This is a genomic window from Aureimonas sp. SK2, assembly GCF_029813115.1.
Lineage (GTDB): Bacteria > Pseudomonadota > Alphaproteobacteria > Rhizobiales > Rhizobiaceae > Aureimonas.
The window spans coordinates 1-18,990 of record NZ_JAPZDS010000032.1 but is presented as its reverse complement, the minus strand read 5'-3'; the positions used below and the strand labels follow the sequence as shown (position 1 = coordinate 18,990).

The window sequence follows — 18,990 nt, the reverse complement described above, 5'->3', positions numbered from 1 at the left end:
ACAGGATAGATCGTCGACAGGAAGCCGCCGAGCACGAAGGTGGCGACAAGGATCGCCATCGTCTGCGGCAAGAGCGCAAGGACGAGCGCCGTGACCGACAAACCGGCAGCGACGCACGCTACCACGACGCGACGGTCAAAGCGGTCGGACAGCTTTCCCACCGGAACCTGGAAGGCGAGGCCGCCGAAGATCGCGGTCGCGATATAGGCGGAAATCCAGCTTGCCTCGACGCCCTGGGCCTGACCATAAGCGGGAACGAGAGCGTAAAAGGCGCTGCTCGCCAATCCGCTTGCGGCGCATCCAGCGATCGACACCGGCGCGAGCCGGCGCAATTCGCGAAGGCCGAAGCTGGGGGCGGGAGGCAGAAAAGGCGGTGAGGCATGCGTTAGGCTCACCGGGATCAAGGCCAGACAGAACAGAGCGGCGGCGAGTGCAAACAGTTCGAAGCCCATCGGGGCAGGAAGGTTGAGCAGGAACTGGCCGCCGCCGAAGCAAGCATTGGTGGCTACCATGTAGAGCGCGAACACCGCGCCGCGGTTCTTTGCCGTGGAGGAGGCGTTGAGCCAGCTCTCGGCGGTTATGAAGAGCCCGGCGCATCCAAATCCGGTCGCCAGACGAATGAATATCCAGGCCGGCGCCGAGGTCAGGATGGGCTGCACGATCACCGAAGCCGCGACAAGCCCGGCGAGCGCGGCGAACATGCGGATATGTCCGACCCGCATCAGAAGTCTGCCGACGCTGACCGCGCCGATCGTGTAGCCGCCGAAATAGCTTGCCAGGACGATGCCCATCACGGCCGGCGAAAAGCCGGCGGCGGAGGTTTCCATCGACACGAGCGTGCCGAGAAAGCCATTTGCCAACTGGACGAGGCAGATGCCGAGAATGACAGCGCCGATGGTGAAGACAAGTCGCGACATGGATGGCACTCACTCGGTGGTGGCTGGTTCAGATCGAGGACAGGAATTTGTTGACGACGCGCAGTTCGTCATCCGAAAATCGCCCGGCCAGCGCATCGAAGTGAACGTTGATGCTATCGTGCGCCTTGGCGATCTCCTCGATGCGGCCTGGCACCGGCTGGATGAAAATGCCGCGACGATCCCGCCGGTTGTGAACGCGCTCGACAAACCCCGCCCTTTCCAGCCGATCGATCGCGGCCGTCGCCGAGCCGGTGGAGATGCCGAGATAGTTTGCAAGCTGTTTCGGTGTCACCGGCTCCTCCGACGATCTCAAGAGATCGATGGAGGCCAGATCCGTAGCGTGTATGCCTATGGTTTTTGCCAACAGAGCGTCGGCTTTCGTGAAGCTTCTGACCAGCATCCGCATGTTGCGCCGCAGGGCGTGAACAAGGACAGCGCGTTCATCACTTGATTTATCGATATGCTTCATCCATATGGCTCTACCATCAAGATACTAGATGGCGCAATGGTAGGATCGAACGGGCTTCCTTGCTAGAGTTCGGTTAAGGAGGTTTGACGGAATGGCAACTGACATGAAGAACAACGCGCATCCTGAGCGAGGCGACGCCGCGCCGGAGGATCTTCAGGTTTCCGGCGAGAACCAGCTCCTGACAAAGCCTGCCGCCGAAGATCCTCTGACGCAGTACGAGCCTGCTGCCGAGAAGGCTGCGCTCAAGGAGCCGGTCGCGGCCAATCCCGCTAATCCCGCAAAGAAGATCGGGGCCGTCTTCCTGCTTCTGCTGATCGTCATCGTTGCATGGTATGCGGTGACCGACCGCACCGCACCCTATACCGGACGCGCGTCGGCCTCCGCCTATGTGGCGCAGATCGCGCCGCGGGTCGCCGGCCAGGTGACCGAGGTCTTCGTCGAGGACAACACGATCGTCAATGCGGGCGATCCGCTTTTCCAGCTCGATCGGCGAGCCTTCGAACTCGCCGTGCGGCAGGCCGAGGCCAATCTCGCCCAGGCGATGCAGGCGACGGACGTTTCGGCCGCCGGCGTTGCCTCCGCGCAAGCGCGGGTCTCGCAGTCACGGGCCAATCTCGAGAACGTGCGGGCCTCGGCCAGCCGGACCAATTCGCTGGCCGAGCGCGGGATCGTATCGCAGGCCCAGGTCGACACGGCTGAAGCAGAATTGCTGACCGCCGAGGCACAGCTTGAAGCCGCCGAATCGGACCTGCGCAGCGCTGTCGCGCAACTGGGCGGCGACAATGGCGAACCTGCCCCGAACATCCTGGCGGCCCAACTTCAACTGGAAGAGGCTCAGCTAAACCTTCTCTATTCCACCGTGACCGCCCCCACGCTCGGCGTCGTCACCAATCTCCAGTTGGCGATCGGGCAATATGCGGCGGCCGGCACCCCGGGCATGACCTTCATCGATTCCAGAGGCGGCTGGATCACCGCCGATCTTCGGGAAAACCAGCTCGGACTGGTCGCGCCCGGCGACGAGGTTGGCATCCTCTTCGACGTGATGCCGGGCCGGATTTATACGGGCCGGGTGCACAGCGTCGCCTGGGGCATTGACCCCGGCCGCACCACGGCGGGTGGCCTGATGCAAAACCTACCAGAGAACCGCTGGTTCGAGCCCGCCCGACGCATGCCGGTGCGCATCGAGCTTGATGGCGGCATGGAGGCCTGGCCGCGTCAGGCCCGGGCTGGCGCCAAAGTCAGCGTGGTGGTCTATTCTGGAGGGACGAGCAATCCTATCGCCTGGATCGCCGCCGGCCTCCACCGGGCGCAATCCTATCTCTCCTACCTCTACTGATCCGCCATGTATGTCGCCCCCCGCCCCCGCGTCGAGGACGACCCGTTGTTTGCCATACGCTTGTCGTGCGGCGCGGTCGTCGGGTTCCTGCTTGCGATCGGTCTCCAGTCGCCGCTAGCGATGTTGCCGCCCGCACTGATCGTCGGGTTAATGGCGGGCATGCGGAAAGCCTTTGACGCAAAGAAGGGAATTGGCGCGCCGGTGGCCATGATCGTGATGGTTGCGACCCTGTCCTTCATTGTGGATCTGGCGCGGCCCATGCCTATCGTGCTGGTGATGATCGTATGGGCGCTCTGTGTGCTGTCGTATTACGTCATTTTGAAAACGGGCAATCCGATCGGCATGTTGATCGCGATCGTCGCGGTACTGATGTCGGTCATGCGGATGGACTCGGCCCAAGCGATGGTCTTCATGCGCGATGGCTTTATCGAGGCGAGCCTTTGCGCTTTGTTCGCCATCCCGATCCTCTATATGATCTTTCCGCCGCGCGCCAAAGAGTTGATGGTCGAGATATATGAGCCGGCCAAGGAAGGCCATCATGGCCTACGGGCACTGATCCGCGGTAGCGTGCTCCTCATTCTGTCCTTCTGGCTGTTCTCGATTCTGGACTCCAGCAATATGATGATCGCGGTGGCTGCGGTGTTCGTGCTGGTTTTCCCGACCACCAAGCAGCTTTACGCCGAGGCTTGGGAACGGACGCTAGCGACGCTGATCGGCGGCGTCATGGCGCTCCTTATTCTTGCGGTCTTCACACCGATCGCGCATTTTCCGGTGTTGCTCATCCTAGTGTTTCTAGGCGGGCTATTCATCGCCAGCCGCATGATTGACGGCTACTATCCGCCAATGGTCTACCAGTTCGCCTTCTCGGCAATGATCTCGCTGGTCGCGGGCGGACTGTCCACGCAAGAGCCGGTGGACGCTACCGTCCTGCGCATCGTTCTCACGCTCGTCGGCGCGGTGGCCGCCGCGTTCATGACCGCTTTGCTGGAGCAGATCCTCATCCCATCTGCAGGAACGACCGCTGAACGACGAACAGGCGGGGCCGGGCCTCCTGGAAAAGGAAGCAGCCTACTTAGAGCACCTAACAAAACTTATTCTTGGCGTTGAAGCATATGATCGCCACTGCGAGGGCGAGGAAGGCGCGATAGAGGTCTGCGTGGCGTTCATATCGGATGGTGACCCGCTGGCGCACGCCCGGCATCGTGGCTGGATCGAGTTCGGTTCCTCCATCCTGTCGGACCTATTGGGATTCGAGACAGCCAAGTATGCCACCACCTACGAGGCCACGCCGGGCGCTGATAGACAGGTTTGGCCGCGTCGAAGCCGTACTGGAGACGGTCCGTTCTTCGCCGGCGAGGCGTTCAGCCTGGTCGATGCGGTTTTCGCGCCGATCTTCCGCTATTTTGATGTGTTCGACACCATCGCGCCCACCGGCGTATTCGACGCGTTGCACCGCGTCACGGCATGGCGGAAGGCACTGGCCCAGCGCCCGAGCGTGGGCGAGGCCATCACCGATGACTACGCGGATCGCCTCAAAGGCTTTCCTAAAGAACCATGACGCATGGCTGATGAAAGCCTCCGCCTGACAAGTTCGCAAAATTCCCAAAACCCGCGACGGTCGCAGAATAGGCATTTTCGCGACGGGTTGCACACGCTAGATTCGGGCGGTGAGCATAGCAGCGAAAGCCCCCTGCCCCATGATGATCGGATATGCGCGCGTCTCGACCGATGGCCAGACCCTCGACCAGCAGCGGGCGGCGCTGAAGGCGGCCGGCTGCAAGCGCGTGTTCGAGGAAAAGGCATCCGGCGCGCAGCGCGGCCGCCCCGAACTGGCGAAGATGCTGGACCATTTGCAGCCGGGCAACGTGGTGACGGTGACGCGGCTCGATCGCCTCGCCCGATCGACGCGCGATCTTCTCGATATTGCCGAGCGGATCGGCCAAGCCGAGGCCGGCTTGCGATCGCTGGCCGAGCCGTGGGCCGACACGACGACGCCGGCCGGGCGCATGGTGCTGACATTCTTCGCCGGCGTTGCCGAGTTCGAGCGCAGCTTGATCCATGAGCGCACGAGCGCCGGCCGAGCTGCGGCGAAGGCGAAGGGCGTTCGGTTCGGCCGGCCCCCTGCCCTTTCGGCCGAGCAGATCGCACACGCCCGCCAGCTCATCAGCGAGGACAAGAAGCCGGCCGAGGTTGCCCGGCTTTTGGGTGTGCATCGCGCCACGCTCTACCGGGTGCTTGAGAACGCATTGACGTAACCACGTTTAGTTGCCGGCCCTAGAAGTAGTGCCTTGCCCGGTTCCTTACGCAAAGGGTTGCAGAATCGCGTAAATCGCTTCTACATGTAGAGATGGTGAGTCGAACACGCGAGCAGCAAATCAAGTTGGAGAGTGTCCGCAACCTGCGCGCCCGTTGGCGCGCGGAGGGCCGGATTCTTGTGCAGGCCGATCTGCCTGGCGAGCTGGTCGCGGCGATTGACCGCCTGAAGGACGACGCGGGCTTGCGAGGGCGCGCGCCGATCATCGAGGAAGCGTTGAGGTTCTATATCGAAGCGAAGCAAGGGACATAACGGCAAAACGCCCGACCGCGCCAACGGTCGAGCGTTTTTGTAGGCCGTCAGACACACCGTAGCTAACGGGGCCGATAACTCTCCCCTTATCTACGCTAGAGCACTCCAATTCGCAAGATTGATTCTTGCGGAAATGGGGAAAGCTGTGCCTGCCGTCCGCGCTGTCATGTCCTTCAAATGGAAGGACGAGGGCATATGTTGAGGACGCACTACGCGGCCGCGATCGGCTGCGCGCGCAGGCACGCGCTTGACGAGATCATGCGGGAGGTTTGGACCCTATACGGCGCGGGCCAGCTCTCCGACGATGAGGCCGGGAAGCTTACGACGCTCGCCCATGAGCGCAGGGCCGCCCTGCGGGGATCGGGACAGACCGCGCTAGGTCTGGTCTTTCCGCCCCCGGCCGAGCGATGCCCGACGCCAGTTCGCCGGCATAGTCATATCCGGGGGCGGTCGGAGGGCCGCATATGGCGGCCGACGACGCGCAAGGACGTTCAGGCGATCTTGAGGGCGGCCGAAATCTACAACGAGGCCGGTTTGCGCCAGAAGGGCGAGCGCAGCGGCCCGCTAGGATCGGTGGCGCTGGACGTGCTGCGGCTGTTCGTCAATCTCATCGACTTCCGCACCGGCCGGTTAGAGCCGTCAATCACCACGATCATGGATCGGCTAGGCCGGTCGCGCGATACGATCGTGCGGGCGCTGAAAAACCTGCGGGCGCATGGTTTCATCGACTGGCTGCGGCGCTACGAGCCGACCGGCAACGAGGGGCGCGGCCCACAGGTCCAGCAGACGAGCAACGCCTATCGCCTGTCCCTGCCCGAGAAGGCCCGCCAGTTCCTTGGACGGTTCGGCAAGGCCCCGCCCCTGCCCGACGACCACAGCGCCGCACAGGAAGCCCGCGCGGCCGAGCTGGACGCCTACAGGAAGGCCCTGCCCCTCGATGAGCTGGCGCTGTTCGAGGCCGGTGACAACACGCTAGGCCGGGCGCTCGCGGCCCTTGGGAAGATGGTGCAGAAACGTGAGTCCGATAACCAGACTGAATCCCCATCTGATCTTTATCTAAGAGGACAAACATAAGCGGTCGCCGCTGTTCGGGCTGCTTTCGCAGCCCTGCGGCGGTTCCGGCCCGCGTATAGGCGGGCCGGCAAGCGGCACCCTCATCACCTAAACCGCAACGCCCGCGCCTGCGGCAACCCCCACATGGGCTTTCGAGAGAGAGCAAGGGGCAAGGCTGGCGCTATATTACTCAAGTGAGTGAATGAGCCCAAACCCTCTTTACTCAATTGCTCAATGCGTTATACTCATTTGAGTAAATGCGTATTTCATCAACCGTAGGAGATTCGGCCGTGCATGTGATCGCCGTTTTGAACCAGAAAGGCGGGGCCGGGAAAACGACCATAGCCACCCACCTCGCCCGCGCCTTGCAGCTCGGCGGCGCTGACGTGCTGCTGATCGACTCCGACCCGCAGGGCAGCGCCCGCGATTGGGCGGCGGTGCGGGAAGATCAGCCCCTTTCCGTGGTCGGGTTGGATCGGCCGACGATCGAGCGCGATTTGAAGAATGTCGCCCGTAAGGATTTCGTCGTCATCGACGGAGCGCCACAAGCGGCCGACCTCGCCGTGTCGGCCATCAAAGCCGCGAATTTCATCCTGATCCCGGTGCAGCCCTCGCCCTATGACATTTGGGCGACGGCCGAGCTTGTCGATTTGGTCAAGCAGCGCATGGAGATCACGGACGGAAAATTGCGCGCCGCGTTTGTCGTGTCCCGCGCGATCAAGGGAACGAGGATCGGCAACGAGATCACCGACGCCCTGAACGGTTACGGTCTGCCGATCCTCGCGGCCCGGATCACGCAGCGCGTGAGCTATCCCGGCTCCGCTGCGGCCGGCGCAACCGTCCTCGATCTGGAACCGGACAGCGAAGCGGCCCGCGAAATGACGGCGCTTGCCGACGAAATTAAGCAATTGCTCAATTGAGTAGATAAGGAGAGCATCAAATGAGTGAAGAAAAACGGGGTATGCTCAGCGCCGGCCGGCCGAGCAATGTGCGGAAGTCCGCCACGCTCGCCAGCCTGTCCGACAAGGGCGCAACCGTGCGCGTGAACTTCGATCTGGACCGCGAGGAACACAAACGGCTCAAAATCATGGCCGTGGAGCAGGGCCGGACCATTTCGGAGATACTGCGGGAGATGGTTTCTCAATCACTTAAATGAGTGTATGAGTATCTGATTAGTTGAGCGATTGAGCTTCTTGAAACTGTTGCTCATGTGAGCTACATTAAGTGCAGAGAAAGGAGGCCCGGTCATGGCTGCAAGTGCATTTGTGCGCGCTCGCATTGACGAGCGCCTGAAAGACGAGGCGGCCGCCGTGCTGGCCGAAATGGGGCTTACCGTGTCCGATGTGGTGCGGATGACCTTGACCCGCGTGGCGAAGGATAAGGCTTTGCCCTTTGAGTTGAAGGTGCCGAACGCCGAGACGCGCGCCGCGATCGAGGAATCCCGCGCGATGATGAAGGCCCGCCGTGCGCGGTTCAATGACGGACAGGAATTGTTTGATGCCCTCGACAAAGAAACCCGCCAGTAGCAAGCGGGCTTCTCTGCCGAGATCGGCGGACTATGCCAAGAGCTTCGTGAAGGATTGGGAGCGGCTTTCCCGTTCTGGCCGCTACAACATGCGCCAGCTCAAAGAGGTCATGTTGCTGCTGATAGCGAACGACGAGCCGCTAGGCCCGGAATGGCTTGACCACGCCCTGAAAGGGGATTGGGCCGACCATCGGGAATGTCATATCGGCGGCGATTTTCTCTTGGTGTATCAGGTCGAGGGCAATAGCCTGATTTTCGTGCGCGCCGGCACCCACGCCGAATTGTTTGAGTGATTGAGAGTTTCCGCTAATACTCAAAGCCTCATTGCCTCAAACCCGCCCCCGGCCGTCCCTACAGCCCTAGATGATGAGAGCGGGCCGGCCGGGGGCTACCGTCGCGGGTGTGGCGAGGTTGAGAGAAGCCTCGGCGCGTCAGCGCCGGGACCGCCTCGGGCAGGGGGGCTTTGAGAAGGAACCTGTCCTGTTCGACCAGATCGAGCAGCCACAGAGCCAGCGACGGCGGCAAATAGGCTTCAAATCGCAATCCACCCTCTGCGACCTGGTTGCGGAGCCGCTTGGCTTGTTCGACCGCATGGGCCTTGTCGGCGGGATCGGGCCATTCGGGCGCATCGGTATCGGTCATAGCTTCATCTTTCATGCTTGGTCGAACAGCCCCCGGAACTCTGCATCGGCATAATAGGCGAGCTTGCCGGCGACGATCGGCCGTTGCCCGGCGAGGAACAGCAATTCGACGTGCTGCGGCAGGTTGCGGACCTCATCCGGGGTCAGCAGCGGGCGGGCGGTGTGTTGCTCGCCGTAGGAAATGCCGGATTTGTCGGAATCGAGCGCGCGGCTCATGGTCTGGAACACAACGGTTTCTTGGCCCAATAGGTCGGAGACAAGCCGGGCGCTGTCGTGATCGTTGACGCCGAACACCTGTAGGACGCCGGCGTTTGACAGGAAGGTGCCGGCGCGCTGCCCGTAGGTGGCGCGGAGCTGGTGAACGTCTTGCAGGATCGGCCAGAGCTGGACGCCGTAGCCGGCCATGAGGCCCATTGCGCGCTCGACGGGGGCCAGATGGCCGAGGGCGGCGAACTCATCCAGCAGATAGAGGACCGGGACGGCCGGCTTGACGGGATCGCGGGCCATGTCGGTGAGGCTTTGCGCGACGAGCAGGCGCAGCCAGCGGGAATAGGTGGCGAGGCGATCGGGCGGCAGGACGAGGAACACCGAGACGTTGCGGCGCTTGAGATCGGCAAAGCGGAAATCGGATCGGCCGAGGACGGCGGCCATGCGCGGGCTGTCGAGGAAATGGGTATGGCGCTGCGCCGCCGAGAGGACGCCGGCGGCCTCACGGTCGGATTTGCCGAGGTGGCGGTTTGCGGCGCGGGCGATCAGGCCGGAGGCGGCCGTTGACGCCTGCATGTCCTTCAGGAGCGCCGCGAAGGCTTCAGGGGCGAGGGTGAGATATTCGCGCAGGGTGGCGAGGTTTCGCCGGTCGCGCGGCTCGCTGGCGGCAATATGGAGGATCAGGCCGGCAATGAGCGCCTTGGCTTCCTCGTTCCAATGCGCCTCGCCGGCCATGCCCGGTTCATCGAACACGAGGGCGTCGGCCAAGGTGCTTGCATCTTCCGCGACATCGAGGCCGGCCGGGTCGAGCCCTTCCAGCGGATTGAAGGCGGCCGAGGGCTGGCCGGTGACGCCGAAGGGGTCGAGGACATGGACCGGGCCGAATTGCTGGCGGGCGCGGCCGGCGATCTTGGCATTTTCGCCCTTGGGGTCGATGCAGATCACGGAGCGATCGGCGGTGAGCAGATTCGGGATGATGGTTCCCACCCCCTTGCCGGTGCGCGTCGGGGCCATCGTCAGCAGATGGGCCGGGCCGTCATAGCGCAGGAGCTTCCCGGTTTTGCCGTCGCGGCCGATCAGCAGGCCGGACTCGGCGCGGGCGAGGGCGGCGGTTTCCTTGTCGGTGGCGAAGCGGGCCGAGCCGTGGGTTTCGCCGTCCATATCCCCGAAATGGATAATCAGCGGATTGGTGAGGAAGCGGAAGGCGAGCGCCAGCAGCACCAGCAGCGTGACGAGATCGAGCAGGAGAACCGGAACCGAGCCGACGCGAAAGCCCATTTGTTCGAGAGCGAAGCGGCCGCCGAAGCCGACGACGAACAGGACGATAACAAGAAGGAACAGAAGCCCGAGAAGCGGTTTCCAGATGCGGAAGGGCGCGGCGAGCAGAGCGACGAACGCCCATAGTGGATCACGCGCGGCCTGCCGCATCATGTTCTTGAACGCACCCCATGCAAGTCTCGCCTGACTCATGCGGCCGTCCCCCCGGCGCTGCCTGTCGTCTCCCCGGCCGGCGCGTTGCCGATCAGGTCGGCAAACAGTTCCTTGTCACCGGGGCGCGTCAGGAAGTCGGGCAGCTCACGCTTGAGCCATTCGCGCAGGCGTCGGGAAAATTCCTCATCCTTGCCGTTTTCGAGGCGATGCAGGACGAGCGCACCGAGCAGCACCTTGCGGCGCGTGTCGTTGGCGCGTTCCTGCTTCGACAGACGGGCCTTGAGCGTGGCGCGCTGCGCATCCAGTTCGGCCAAGCGTTGTTCGATCGTTTTGCGCGCCATTCCTCATATCTCCTTTTCCGGTTGTTCGCCTAGACTATCATTCCCGGCCTTCTTTTCCAGCGTTTGCCTGTTGCGCTTGAGTTTTCGACGGTTTTGCAGCACAATCCGGGCCTCAGTTCATTGCATCAACCTTGCCGCAAGCGCCACACCGAGCGACGAAAGAGCGAAGCGATTGAGTTGATAAGGGCGCACTTACGAGTTGCTACGCAACTCAGCGCGCCGCCAGCCTCCAAGCTGGCGGGAAAAGCGGAAACAGGATCGAGGCAACGGGTTGGCGATCTACCATTTCAGCATGAAGCCAGTTTCGCGGGCGAAGGGCCGTAGCGCCGTCGCCTCAATGGCTTATCGTGCCGGGGAGAAGCTGACCAACGAGCGCGACGGGATCACACACGACTACACGGCCAAGCAGGGCGTGGAACATGCCGAGATCGTCTTGCCGGAAGGCGTCAACGCGGATTGGGCGCGTGATCGGTCGGACTTGTGGAACGCCGCCGAGTTTGCCGAGAAGCGGAAGGACGCCCGCGTTGCGCGAGAGTTCGAGGTTGCCTTGCCGCATGAGCTATCGGCCGAGGAACGGCTAGAGGCTACGCGGGAGATGGCGCAGGAGCTGGCCGACCGCTACGGCGCGGCTGTGGACTTCGCCATTCATGCGCCGCACGAGGCGAGCGACGTTCGCAATCACCATGCCCATATCCTCATGACCACGCGGCAGGTGACGGAGAACGGGCTAGGCGAAAAGACTTACCTTGAGCGCGAAAACAAATGGCTGCTGGCGAACGATCTTCCGACGACCGACATGCAGCTCCGCGACCTTCGCCAGCGTTGGGAGGGGATCGCCAACGAGCGCCTTGCTATGGCCGGGCTTGATATTCGGATCGACCATCGTTCGCATATGGAGCGCGGGCTAGAGATCGCGCCGACCGAGCATATGGGTGTCCATGCCTCGCAGATGGAGCGGCGCGGCCTTGACGTGTCGCGGTCGCGGCTGGACGAGGATGCGGCCCGGCGCAATGCCGAGCTGATCCGCGAGAAGCCCGAGCAGGTTCTTACCCTCATCACCGGGGAAAAGAGCGTGTTCGACCGGCACGACGTTGCGCGGGCGCTGCATCGCTATATCAACGACGACCCGCAGGAGTTCCAGAGCGCCTTTGCGAAGGTCATGGCCTCGCCGACGCTGGTGGAGTTGCAGGCCGAGCGGGCGGACCCGGCAACGGGCGAGATCGAGCTTGCGCGCTATTCGACCCGCGAAATGGTCGAGATCGAATCCGGCATAATCGAGAGCGCGCAGCGGATGCACGACGCGCATGGTCATGGCGTCGATCGCCGGCATGTCGAGCGGGCGATAGAGCGGCAGGACGCCGCCATTCAGCGCAGCGCCGGCGATGCTTCCGCCCGGCTGTCGGATGAGCAGCGCCGGGCGATCGAGCATATCACCGGCCCGGAGAGGATCGCGGCCGTTGTCGGTTATGCCGGCGCTGGCAAGTCCACAATGCTCGCGGCCGCGCGCGAGGCGTGGGAGGCCGAGGGCTATCAGGTCCACGGCGCGGCCCTGTCGGGCAAGGCGGCCGAGGGCTTGGAGGAAAGTTCCGGCATCCAGAGCCGCACCCTCGCGTCATGGTCCCGCGGTTGGGAGAACGACCGCGGCACGATCGGCCGCGGCGACGTGTTCGTGATCGACGAGGCCGGCATGGTCGGCTCGCGCCAGCTCGCCCGTTTCGTTGGCGAGGCCGAGGTGCGCGGGGCGAAGATCGTCCTTGTAGGCGACCATGAGCAGCTACAGGCGATCGGGGCCGGCGCACCGTTCCGGGCGATCACGGAGGAAATCGGCCATGCCGAGCTGTCCGAGATTCGCCGGCAGCGGGTGGACTGGCAGCGCGAGGCGTCGGTTGACTTCGCCACGCACCGGACGGCCGAGGGGCTGGCGGCCTATCGGGATCACGGCAACATCAGCTTTGCCGAAACCGGCGAGGACGCGCGCGGCCAGATCGTGCGCGATTATCTTGCCGATCGCGACGAGCGGCCGGAGGGAACCCGCGTAGCGATGGCACATCGCCGGGCCGATGTTCGCGCCATCAATGACACGATCCGGGCCGAACTACAGGACCGGGGCGAGCTGGCGCAGGGCGAGGACGCCGGCGCGCTGACCTTCCAGACCAATGACGGCAAGCGGGAGTTCGCGCCGGGCGACCGCATCGTGTTCCTTGAGAACAACCGCGACCTTGGCGTGAAAAACGGGATGCTAGGCACGGTCGATCATGTCGAGCCGGGCCGCATCATCGCCACGCTGGACGGCCGGGGCGGCAATAGTGTTTCCGTGCCGATGGGCGATTATCAGGCGATCGACCACGGCTATGCGACGACGATTCACAAAAATCAGGGTGCGACAGTCGATCGGTCCTATGTGATGGCGTCGGGGACGATGGACCGGCATCTAACCTATGTCGCCATGACCCGGCATCGTGACGGGGTGCAGCTCTACGCGGCACAGGACGAGTTCACCAATGCCGGCCGGCTGGTCGAGCATGGGGCCGCGCCCTATGAGCATGACCCGCAGAAATCCGACAGCTATTTCGTGACGCTGGAAAACGACAAGGGCGAGCAGCGCACCCTATGGGGCGTCGATCTAGAGCGCGCCATGAAGGAGGCCGCGCCGGAGATCGGGGAGAAGATCGGCCTACAGCATGAGGGTTCCACCCCCGTCACCTTGCCGGATGGGACGCAGACGCACCGCAACACATGGAAGGTTCAGGACGCCGGGGAGCTGGCCTATAGCCAGCTAGAGCGCCGCCTGTCCCGGTCGGGCGTGAAAGAAACCACGCTCGATTATACTCGCGACTTTGCCGAGCGGCGCGGGATCGCGGAGCAGATGGGCGTCCGCAGCGAGATCGAGATTCCGGCCGAGCGCGTCGGGCTACGTGCGGAACGGGAGTCGACGGCCGGGGATCATGCTCTTGATCGGAGATCCTCGCAAAAAGTCCGCGCGGATCTCGCGCAGGATCTTCGTGCAGATCCTCGCGAGGATCTCGCCGCCGATCGACAGCAGCGCCAACGGCCATTCGAGGGCCTGAAACTCGGGCGCGGCGCGGCGACCGAGAGCCGCGAGCCAGACCGCGCCGGCGAGGACGGCTCGCAGATCGACCAGAAACGGCCGCAACAGGCCGAGAAGCAGCGGCGCGGTATGTTTGCCGGCCTCAAGCTCAATGCGCGTCCTGCACCCTCACAGGAGCGCACAGAGCGGCCGGAAAGAGAGGGGAGCTTGCGGCAGGCGCCGGCGCCTGACCGGCTGGCCGAGCGGGCGCGGCGGCAGTCGCCGCTTGAGCAGGCTGTTGACCGCTATGCGCGGGCCTATCAGTCGGTCGCGGAGCATCGGCGCGAGGGCTTGCCGGTCCTCGACATGCAGCGGCAGGAAATGCGCGATGCCGGCCAGCAGCTCGACCAGGTGCAGGGCGGCATGAAAGATTTGCTGCGCTCGACGTTGCAAAACGACCCGGCGACGGCACGCGCCATGACCGAGCTTTCCGGCCGGGAGCGTGTCGCGCATGTCATCGACGGAATGAAGCGCGAAAACGCCGCGCTGCAAGACCCGAATATCAGGGCCGAGCGGTTCGTTGAACGCTGGCAGGAGCTACAGGGCCAGCGCCGGGAGCTTCGCGGCTGGCAGCACGACGACGCCCGCGCCAAGGTCGAAAGCCAGATGAACGGTATGACCAAGAGCCTTGAGCGTGACCCGCAGGTAGATTCCATCCTGCGCAATCGCCGGCAGGAACTCGGAATCGGGCAGCAGCAGCGCCGGGGGCAGAGCATCGCCCACGAGCTGCAAGAGGAAATGTCACGCAGCCGGCAGATTAGCCGGGGCATCGGTTTGGGAAGGTAGGCACGGAGCATATGGCGGAGCTGGACGACGACAGGGAAGGAATCGAGCCGGAAGCACTGGACGAGGACGCCGGCGACCCGGCCGCCGCGTTCGATGCGCTCCGGCGCACGATCGAGACGCAGGGCGCGCAGATCGGCGCGGAAATGACCGTGATGCGGCGCGGGCTGGAAGCGGCTTTCGACCAGCTCGAAAAGATCGAGCCGGCGCAGGACTACAAGCCCCAGCTCGCCCAGCTTGTGCAGGCGCTCGACACTGTTGCGGAGCGGCTGCACGGCGTAGAGCAGTCGCCTATTCTCCGGCAGGGTGCGCAGCATTATGCGGCCGCCCTCGAGCGCAGCGGCGAGGCCCTGATACGCACCGCCGTGCAGCAGCTCGAGCGGCAGGCGTCCGACCTCGAGCGCGCCGGCCGGAACCTCGCCGGGCATGTCGCCGGCGCACGGGAGCGCGACCGGCAAAATTGGTGGCTTGTCGCCGCTTTCGCTATCGGCCTGCTGGCCGGCGCGCTGGTGATGTTGTTCCTTCCGCGCCTGTTGCCGTTCTCGGCCGCGCCGCGTGTCGCCAGCGTTGTCATGGGGGAAACGCCGTGGCAGGCCGGCATGAGTCTCATGGCATTTGATAGTCCGGTATCATGGCAGCGCGTGGCGGCGGCCGATCAGCTCATTGCGGCGAACAGGGAGACGGTGACAGCATGTTGGGAGGCGGCAGCGAAAGCTGGCACGGATCAGCGTTGCACCATCACCGTGGCGGCACCTCAGTAACCTTGGCTCTAGTTGAGGCTGAACCAGAGGCGATTTTAGCCGGGTTCTTCGGCGGAATGATTTGTAGCGCCAGCAGAAAAGCAGCGCCGAAGCTGATCCATACATCTGCCAGATTGAACACGAAGAAATGCCAATCCCCAAAATGTAGGTTCAGGAAGTCGGTGACAGAGCCGCGTGCGCCTCGGTCGATCAGGTTTGCCAGAGCGCCTGCCACGACCAAGGAGAGGGCTATCCGGTGCCAACCTTGCGACCGATAGGCCCAGACGGTCATGGCAAGCGTCAGCAATCCTGTAACGACCACTAAAGCTGCTTGGCTTGTATCGCCCTCGAAAGCGAGCAGACTAAACGACACGCCTTTGTTGAAGGTCAGGTGCAGCGATACGAAGGGCAAGAAGTCGGAGGCAGGGCCATAGGGTTCGAGACTCACCCGCGCCCATGCCTTCGTTGCAAGATCGAGCGCCACACCTGTGGCGACTATCAATGCAGCAGTGCCAACCCTCATGAGCGGCCGGCCTGTGCGAGGTCTTGCCGCGCATCCCGGATGATCGACCATGCCGATTGCAAGAACAGGGCCGCCACGACAAAGGCCATCAGCAAATCCGGCCACGGACTGTTGAGCCACCAGACGAGGGCAGCAGCGGCGACCACGGCCAGATTGCCGATGGCGTCGTTGCGAGAGAACAGCCAGACGGCTCGCATGTTGGCGTCGCCCTTACGGTGCGGGATCAGCACCACGGCAGCCAGAACATTGACGAAGAAGGCGACAATGGCGAAGCCGCTCATGAGTAGGGTTTGCGGCTCATGTTCGACGAAGACACGGTAGGCCGTGGAGCCGATCACGCCAAAGCCGAGCAGGGCCAAAAAGATGCCTTGAAGCAAGGCCGCTTTAGCGCGGGCGGCAAGACCCCAGCCCACAGCAATCAGGCCGAGGAAGGAAATCAGACCATCCCCGATGAAGTCGAGAGCGTCAGCCTGTAGCGCTTGCGAGCCCGACAGGATCGAGCCGCCAATCTGGATGATGCCATATCCGGCATTAAGCAGCACGACGATCCAGAGCGCCCGCTTATAGGCAGGGCTCACATGCGACAGGTCGGGAATATGATGGTCGTCGTCGCCGTCTGCGTTCGCAGCTTTCGGTTCGCCTACCCGGTCGAGCTGATAGCCGAGGTTTGTTACAGCGGATTCCAAGGCGGGAAGTCGCCGCGCCGGATCATCGACTTCGAGCGTCATAATCTGCGAGGCGATCGACACCTTCACATCGTTGATGCCTTCGACTTTACGAGCTGCGCCTTCAATCTTGGCCGCGCAGGATGAGCAATCCATGCCGGTAACTTGGTAGCGGATTATGTCGGTTGCGGCGGCAGCCATGTGTCGATCCTCGAAATTCTGATCCTGCCGTGCTACATCCTGTAGTCACTACAGGAGCAAGAAAAAAATGCAGATAGGCGACTTATCGCGACAGTCGGGTGTGAACATCGAAACGATCCGCTACTATGAGCGTATCGGGATACTGCCGAAACCTGCTCGCCAGTCGAACGGACGGCGCAGCTACGGCCCCGCCGATGCAGACCGTCTAGGCTTCATCAGGCACGCCCGCGATCTTGGTTTTGACCTGAAGAATATTCAGGTGTTGCTGGCCTTGCAGGAGCAGCCCGAGGCATCCTGCGACGATGCAAGCCGGATCGCACAGGACCAACTTGAATCGGTTGAAAGCCGGATCGCTCGCTTAATCAAATTGCGTGAAGAACTGCGCCGGATGGTCAGCGAGTGCAGCCGTGGCCGTGTGGCCGAATGTCGTGTAATTGACGCCTTGGTGCCGTCGCGTAACTCCTAAGTTTTGCGACAAAATCACCGGCGCTGAATTTTCAGGGAAATATCTGTCGCAAAAGTCGCGTGCGAAAGTCAGACCTGCGCGACTGACTTTTGCGACACGTCGCGGCCCGGATTCCGGTCCGCTGCGGACGTGGTGCAGGTTTCAGGAATTGCGCGACAATGCCGCCAACAGCTCGGCCAGTTGGGCGGCCTGCGCATCGTCCAGCTTGTCGCCAAGATGATGTTGCAGCGCCCCCGCATAGACGCTCCACATTCGCGCCTGCATGGCTCGCCCGACCTCGATTATCCGCATCTCTTTCGGGTTGCGATCGGGAGAGTATGGTGACAGGAACAGGAGCCATGCGCCGTGTTGCCCATTGCGATTCTTCTCTAAGCGGACGGCGATCTTGCGGTACCTGAGCGTCATCAGATTCCCTTGACAGGATGCCTTCCTACTCTCCGGCTAACACGCGTCCTGCGCTCTCGAACGGCGTCGACAAGGTCGCGCCCACGGCGTTGAAGATGAACGCCCCGGCCTGGCGGATGTCGCCGGTCCCTTCGTCTTGGTTGCCCGTCGGCATTATGGTCGCGAGCGAAACGTAACGATCGTGGCGGAAGCCGTCGGATGCGCCGGCCTGCGATATATCGATTATCTGCACGTTCGTTTCCGCGGCTACCTCTTGCACGCGCGGATCCTGAACATCGAGTGCGCCAAGGCGCTGGCGCGAGGCTGACAGCCTTTGTGAGACGCGCAGCGCCCGGTCGTCCGGCGAGACGAGCACCGTCAGGGGGGTGCGGAGCGAACCGATGACCTGCAATTGCTGATAGAAGACGTCGGCGTCGATGTCGGGCGCGGCGAGGACCACATTCAGACGATCGATCGCCGCGTCTCGCCCTTGAAGACGCAACTGCCGGACGGTTTCCATCACCAGCCAGCCGCCCATGCTGTGCGCGATGATATTGATTTCGCCCACGTTCGGCTGCGCGGCCAGATCCGTGATCAGTTCAGCCAAATAGTCGCGTGAATAGGTCACGGAATCCTTGTCGGCGACATAGCCGCCGACGGACGCCTGCGAAGGCCAGGAGAAAGCTATCTGGGGCTCGGTCGTCTGCGAATCGGCCGCGATCTGCGCCAGTCGGAACAGGGCTTCCGGAAAGCTGTGATTGTAGCCGTGGACGAAGATTCCGACGTTGCGGCGGCCGCCCGATGTCCCGGGAGCCCCGATCTCTTGAATAAACTCCGCACGCGTCAATTGCGACTGCCCGACGACGGCGAAGCTGGATCCGGCGTCCGGCATTCCTTGAGGCCATTCGATGCTCGCGGGTTGGTGGCCTGGCGGAATCGAGATGGTGAAGGCGGCGAGGTTGAGGGCTCGCGCGCGTTCCGCCGTATAATCGGCCTCACCCTCGGGCGCGCGCTCGCGTGTCGTTGCGGCATAGAGCCTGACCTGCGCTGCTTCCGGCGCCGGCGGCACCGTCGCGAGCACCTCGGGTCCCGGCCGCGTGGCGCAACCGCACAGCAGAACGAGCGCGACGAGGATAGTCGGCGTGAGGGCGCGCCCTCCCGCTTGACCGGCATGAACGCCGTGTCGCAACGATGCATGTGAACTGTCCAATGCCGGTCCTCCCTTTGGTCTTGCTTGCGTCCGTATTCTGCCGGGACCGTCTTTCGTTGCGAGCCCATAAATCATGACGATGTCTCCCGCTCCGGCGCCGCCACGCCTGCATCGTTTGCGAAGGACGCCTCCTGCATGTCGACCGTCTCGGCGTCGTCCGCGACATGGGCGCTTTGATGTCCCATGCGTTCGCTGAGGAAGACAAACGGGCGTTCCTTGTGTTCGGGCTGTTCGACGGTTCGCGCCCGCCACAGCGCAAAGAGCGCGAACAGCCCCCCGACGATGGCCATGTAGACGAAGACGCCGGTGAAGCCCGCGCGGCCCATGATTCCGGTCCCTATCATCGGGCTGACGAACGAAGCGATGCCGTTGACCAGTATGAGCAAGCCGCTCACGCTCACCGCGTGCTGCGGATCAACCCGGTCGTTCGCGTGGGCCACCGCG

The 18,990-nt window shown here is 63.3% G+C and carries 22 protein-coding genes and 1 pseudogene; 13 read left to right on the top strand and 10 right to left on the bottom strand.

What is annotated here, in order from left to right; genetic code table 11:
- Both O5O54_RS21625 and O5O54_RS21620 read right to left on the bottom strand, forming a co-directional pair.
- Positions 1-917: MFS transporter (locus tag O5O54_RS21625; RefSeq protein ID WP_279483922.1), on the bottom strand; the 917-nt coding region annotated here is incomplete at its 3' end.
- A 28-nt stretch (positions 918-945) separates the two neighbouring features.
- Positions 946-1,386, bottom strand: coding sequence for a MarR family winged helix-turn-helix transcriptional regulator (locus O5O54_RS21620; RefSeq protein WP_158877711.1), 441 nt, complete (start codon positions 1,384-1,386; stop codon positions 946-948).
- Positions 1,387-1,489: 103 nt separating this feature from the next.
- On the opposite strand from O5O54_RS21620, the gene O5O54_RS21615 reads away from it, so the two are divergent.
- From O5O54_RS21615 to O5O54_RS21570, 10 genes are all read left to right on the top strand, one after another.
- Positions 1,490-2,722 (top strand): HlyD family secretion protein, encoded by a 1,233-nt coding sequence (locus tag O5O54_RS21615; RefSeq protein ID WP_158877728.1) that lies wholly within the window; start codon positions 1,490-1,492, stop codon positions 2,720-2,722.
- A 6-nt stretch (positions 2,723-2,728) separates the two neighbouring features.
- Positions 2,729-3,829 (top strand): FUSC family protein, encoded by a 1,101-nt coding sequence (locus O5O54_RS21610; protein ID WP_279483921.1) that lies wholly within the window; start codon positions 2,729-2,731, stop codon positions 3,827-3,829.
- Between the two features lie 49 nt (positions 3,830-3,878).
- Positions 3,879-4,280, top strand: coding sequence for a glutathione S-transferase family protein (locus O5O54_RS21605; RefSeq protein ID WP_279483920.1), 402 nt, complete (start codon positions 3,879-3,881; stop codon positions 4,278-4,280).
- Positions 4,281-4,419: 139 nt separating this feature from the next.
- Positions 4,420-4,977 carry a recombinase family protein gene (locus tag O5O54_RS21600; RefSeq protein ID WP_279483919.1) on the top strand — a complete coding sequence of 186 codons (558 nt, stop codon included), beginning with the start codon at positions 4,420-4,422 and terminating at the stop codon, positions 4,975-4,977.
- A gap of 179 nt (positions 4,978-5,156) precedes the next feature.
- On the top strand, positions 5,157-5,288 hold the full coding sequence (locus tag O5O54_RS21595) for a ribbon-helix-helix protein, CopG family (RefSeq protein ID WP_006473454.1): 132 nt from the start codon (positions 5,157-5,159) through the stop codon (positions 5,286-5,288).
- Positions 5,289-5,483: 195 nt separating this feature from the next.
- A complete protein-coding gene (locus O5O54_RS21590; protein WP_151610670.1) occupies positions 5,484-6,362 on the top strand; it encodes a helix-turn-helix domain-containing protein in 879 nt (292 codons plus the stop codon).
- Positions 6,363-6,631: 269 nt separating this feature from the next.
- Positions 6,632-7,261: a ParA family partition ATPase gene (gene parA / locus O5O54_RS21585; RefSeq protein ID WP_151610671.1), complete on the top strand. Its 630-nt coding sequence runs from the start codon at positions 6,632-6,634 to the stop codon at positions 7,259-7,261.
- 20 nt (positions 7,262-7,281) lie between these two features.
- The gene (locus O5O54_RS21580) at positions 7,282-7,497 is read left to right on the top strand and encodes a plasmid partition protein ParG (RefSeq protein ID WP_151610672.1); all 216 of its coding nucleotides are present in this window, start codon (positions 7,282-7,284) and stop codon (positions 7,495-7,497) included.
- Between the two features lie 91 nt (positions 7,498-7,588).
- The gene (locus O5O54_RS21575; RefSeq protein ID WP_151610673.1) at positions 7,589-7,867 is read left to right on the top strand and encodes a type II toxin-antitoxin system RelB/DinJ family antitoxin; all 279 of its coding nucleotides are present in this window, start codon (positions 7,589-7,591) and stop codon (positions 7,865-7,867) included.
- On the top strand, positions 7,839-8,159 hold the full coding sequence (locus O5O54_RS21570; protein WP_151610674.1) for a type II toxin-antitoxin system YafQ family toxin: 321 nt from the start codon (positions 7,839-7,841) through the stop codon (positions 8,157-8,159). Before O5O54_RS21575 ends, O5O54_RS21570 begins: the two co-directional genes overlap by 29 nt.
- Positions 8,160-8,217: 58 nt before the next feature.
- Here the strand turns inward: O5O54_RS21570 and O5O54_RS21565 are convergent, their stop codons facing one another.
- The 3 genes from O5O54_RS21565 to O5O54_RS21555 are packed head-to-tail and all read right to left on the bottom strand — an operon-like array spanning position 8,218 to position 10,486.
- A complete protein-coding gene (locus tag O5O54_RS21565) occupies positions 8,218-8,508 on the bottom strand; it encodes a hypothetical protein (protein ID WP_210251639.1) in 291 nt (96 codons plus the stop codon).
- Between the two features lie 11 nt (positions 8,509-8,519).
- On the bottom strand, positions 8,520-10,184 hold the full coding sequence (locus tag O5O54_RS21560; protein ID WP_151610675.1) for a type IV secretory system conjugative DNA transfer family protein: 1,665 nt from the start codon (positions 10,182-10,184) through the stop codon (positions 8,520-8,522).
- Positions 10,181-10,486 carry a mobilization protein gene (locus O5O54_RS21555; RefSeq protein ID WP_151610676.1) on the bottom strand — a complete coding sequence of 102 codons (306 nt, stop codon included), beginning with the start codon at positions 10,484-10,486 and terminating at the stop codon, positions 10,181-10,183. Before O5O54_RS21555 ends, O5O54_RS21560 begins: the two co-directional genes overlap by 4 nt.
- Before the next feature lie 271 nt (positions 10,487-10,757).
- On the opposite strand from O5O54_RS21555, the gene traA reads away from it, so the two are divergent.
- Entirely contained in the window at positions 10,758-14,360 is a 3,603-nt protein-coding gene (gene traA, locus O5O54_RS21550) for a Ti-type conjugative transfer relaxase TraA (protein ID WP_279483917.1), read from the top strand.
- An 11-nt stretch (positions 14,361-14,371) separates the two neighbouring features.
- Complete coding sequence (locus O5O54_RS21545) at positions 14,372-15,118, top strand: DUF6118 family protein (RefSeq protein ID WP_158877736.1); 747 nt, start codon at positions 14,372-14,374, stop codon at positions 15,116-15,118.
- Here O5O54_RS21545 and lspA read toward each other — a convergent pair.
- A complete protein-coding gene (lspA, locus tag O5O54_RS21540) occupies positions 15,096-15,620 on the bottom strand; it encodes a signal peptidase II (RefSeq protein WP_271188279.1) in 525 nt (174 codons plus the stop codon). The two genes, O5O54_RS21545 and lspA, sit on opposite strands and share 23 nt — an antisense overlap.
- Entirely contained in the window at positions 15,617-16,486 is an 870-nt protein-coding gene (locus O5O54_RS21535) for a cation transporter (RefSeq protein WP_279483916.1), read from the bottom strand. The genes lspA and O5O54_RS21535 overlap by 4 nt, the downstream gene beginning before the upstream one ends.
- A gap of 67 nt (positions 16,487-16,553) precedes the next feature.
- Here O5O54_RS21535 and O5O54_RS21530 point away from each other — a divergent pair, with 67 nt between their 5' ends.
- Positions 16,554-16,952, top strand: coding sequence for a helix-turn-helix domain-containing protein (locus tag O5O54_RS21530; protein ID WP_271188281.1), 399 nt, complete (start codon positions 16,554-16,556; stop codon positions 16,950-16,952).
- A 141-nt stretch (positions 16,953-17,093) separates the two neighbouring features.
- Here the strand turns inward: O5O54_RS21530 and O5O54_RS21525 are convergent, their stop codons facing one another.
- The 3 genes and pseudogenes from O5O54_RS21525 to O5O54_RS21515 all read right to left on the bottom strand — a co-directional run.
- Positions 17,094-17,357 (bottom strand): hypothetical protein, encoded by a 264-nt coding sequence (locus O5O54_RS21525; RefSeq protein WP_158877705.1) that lies wholly within the window; start codon positions 17,355-17,357, stop codon positions 17,094-17,096.
- Positions 17,358-17,382: 25 nt separating this feature from the next.
- Entirely contained in the window at positions 17,383-18,546 is a 1,164-nt protein-coding gene (locus O5O54_RS21520) for an alpha/beta hydrolase (protein WP_246727334.1), read from the bottom strand.
- 71 nt (positions 18,547-18,617) lie between these two features.
- Positions 18,618-18,990: pseudogene (locus O5O54_RS21515) on the bottom strand (hypothetical protein); the annotation flags it as partial.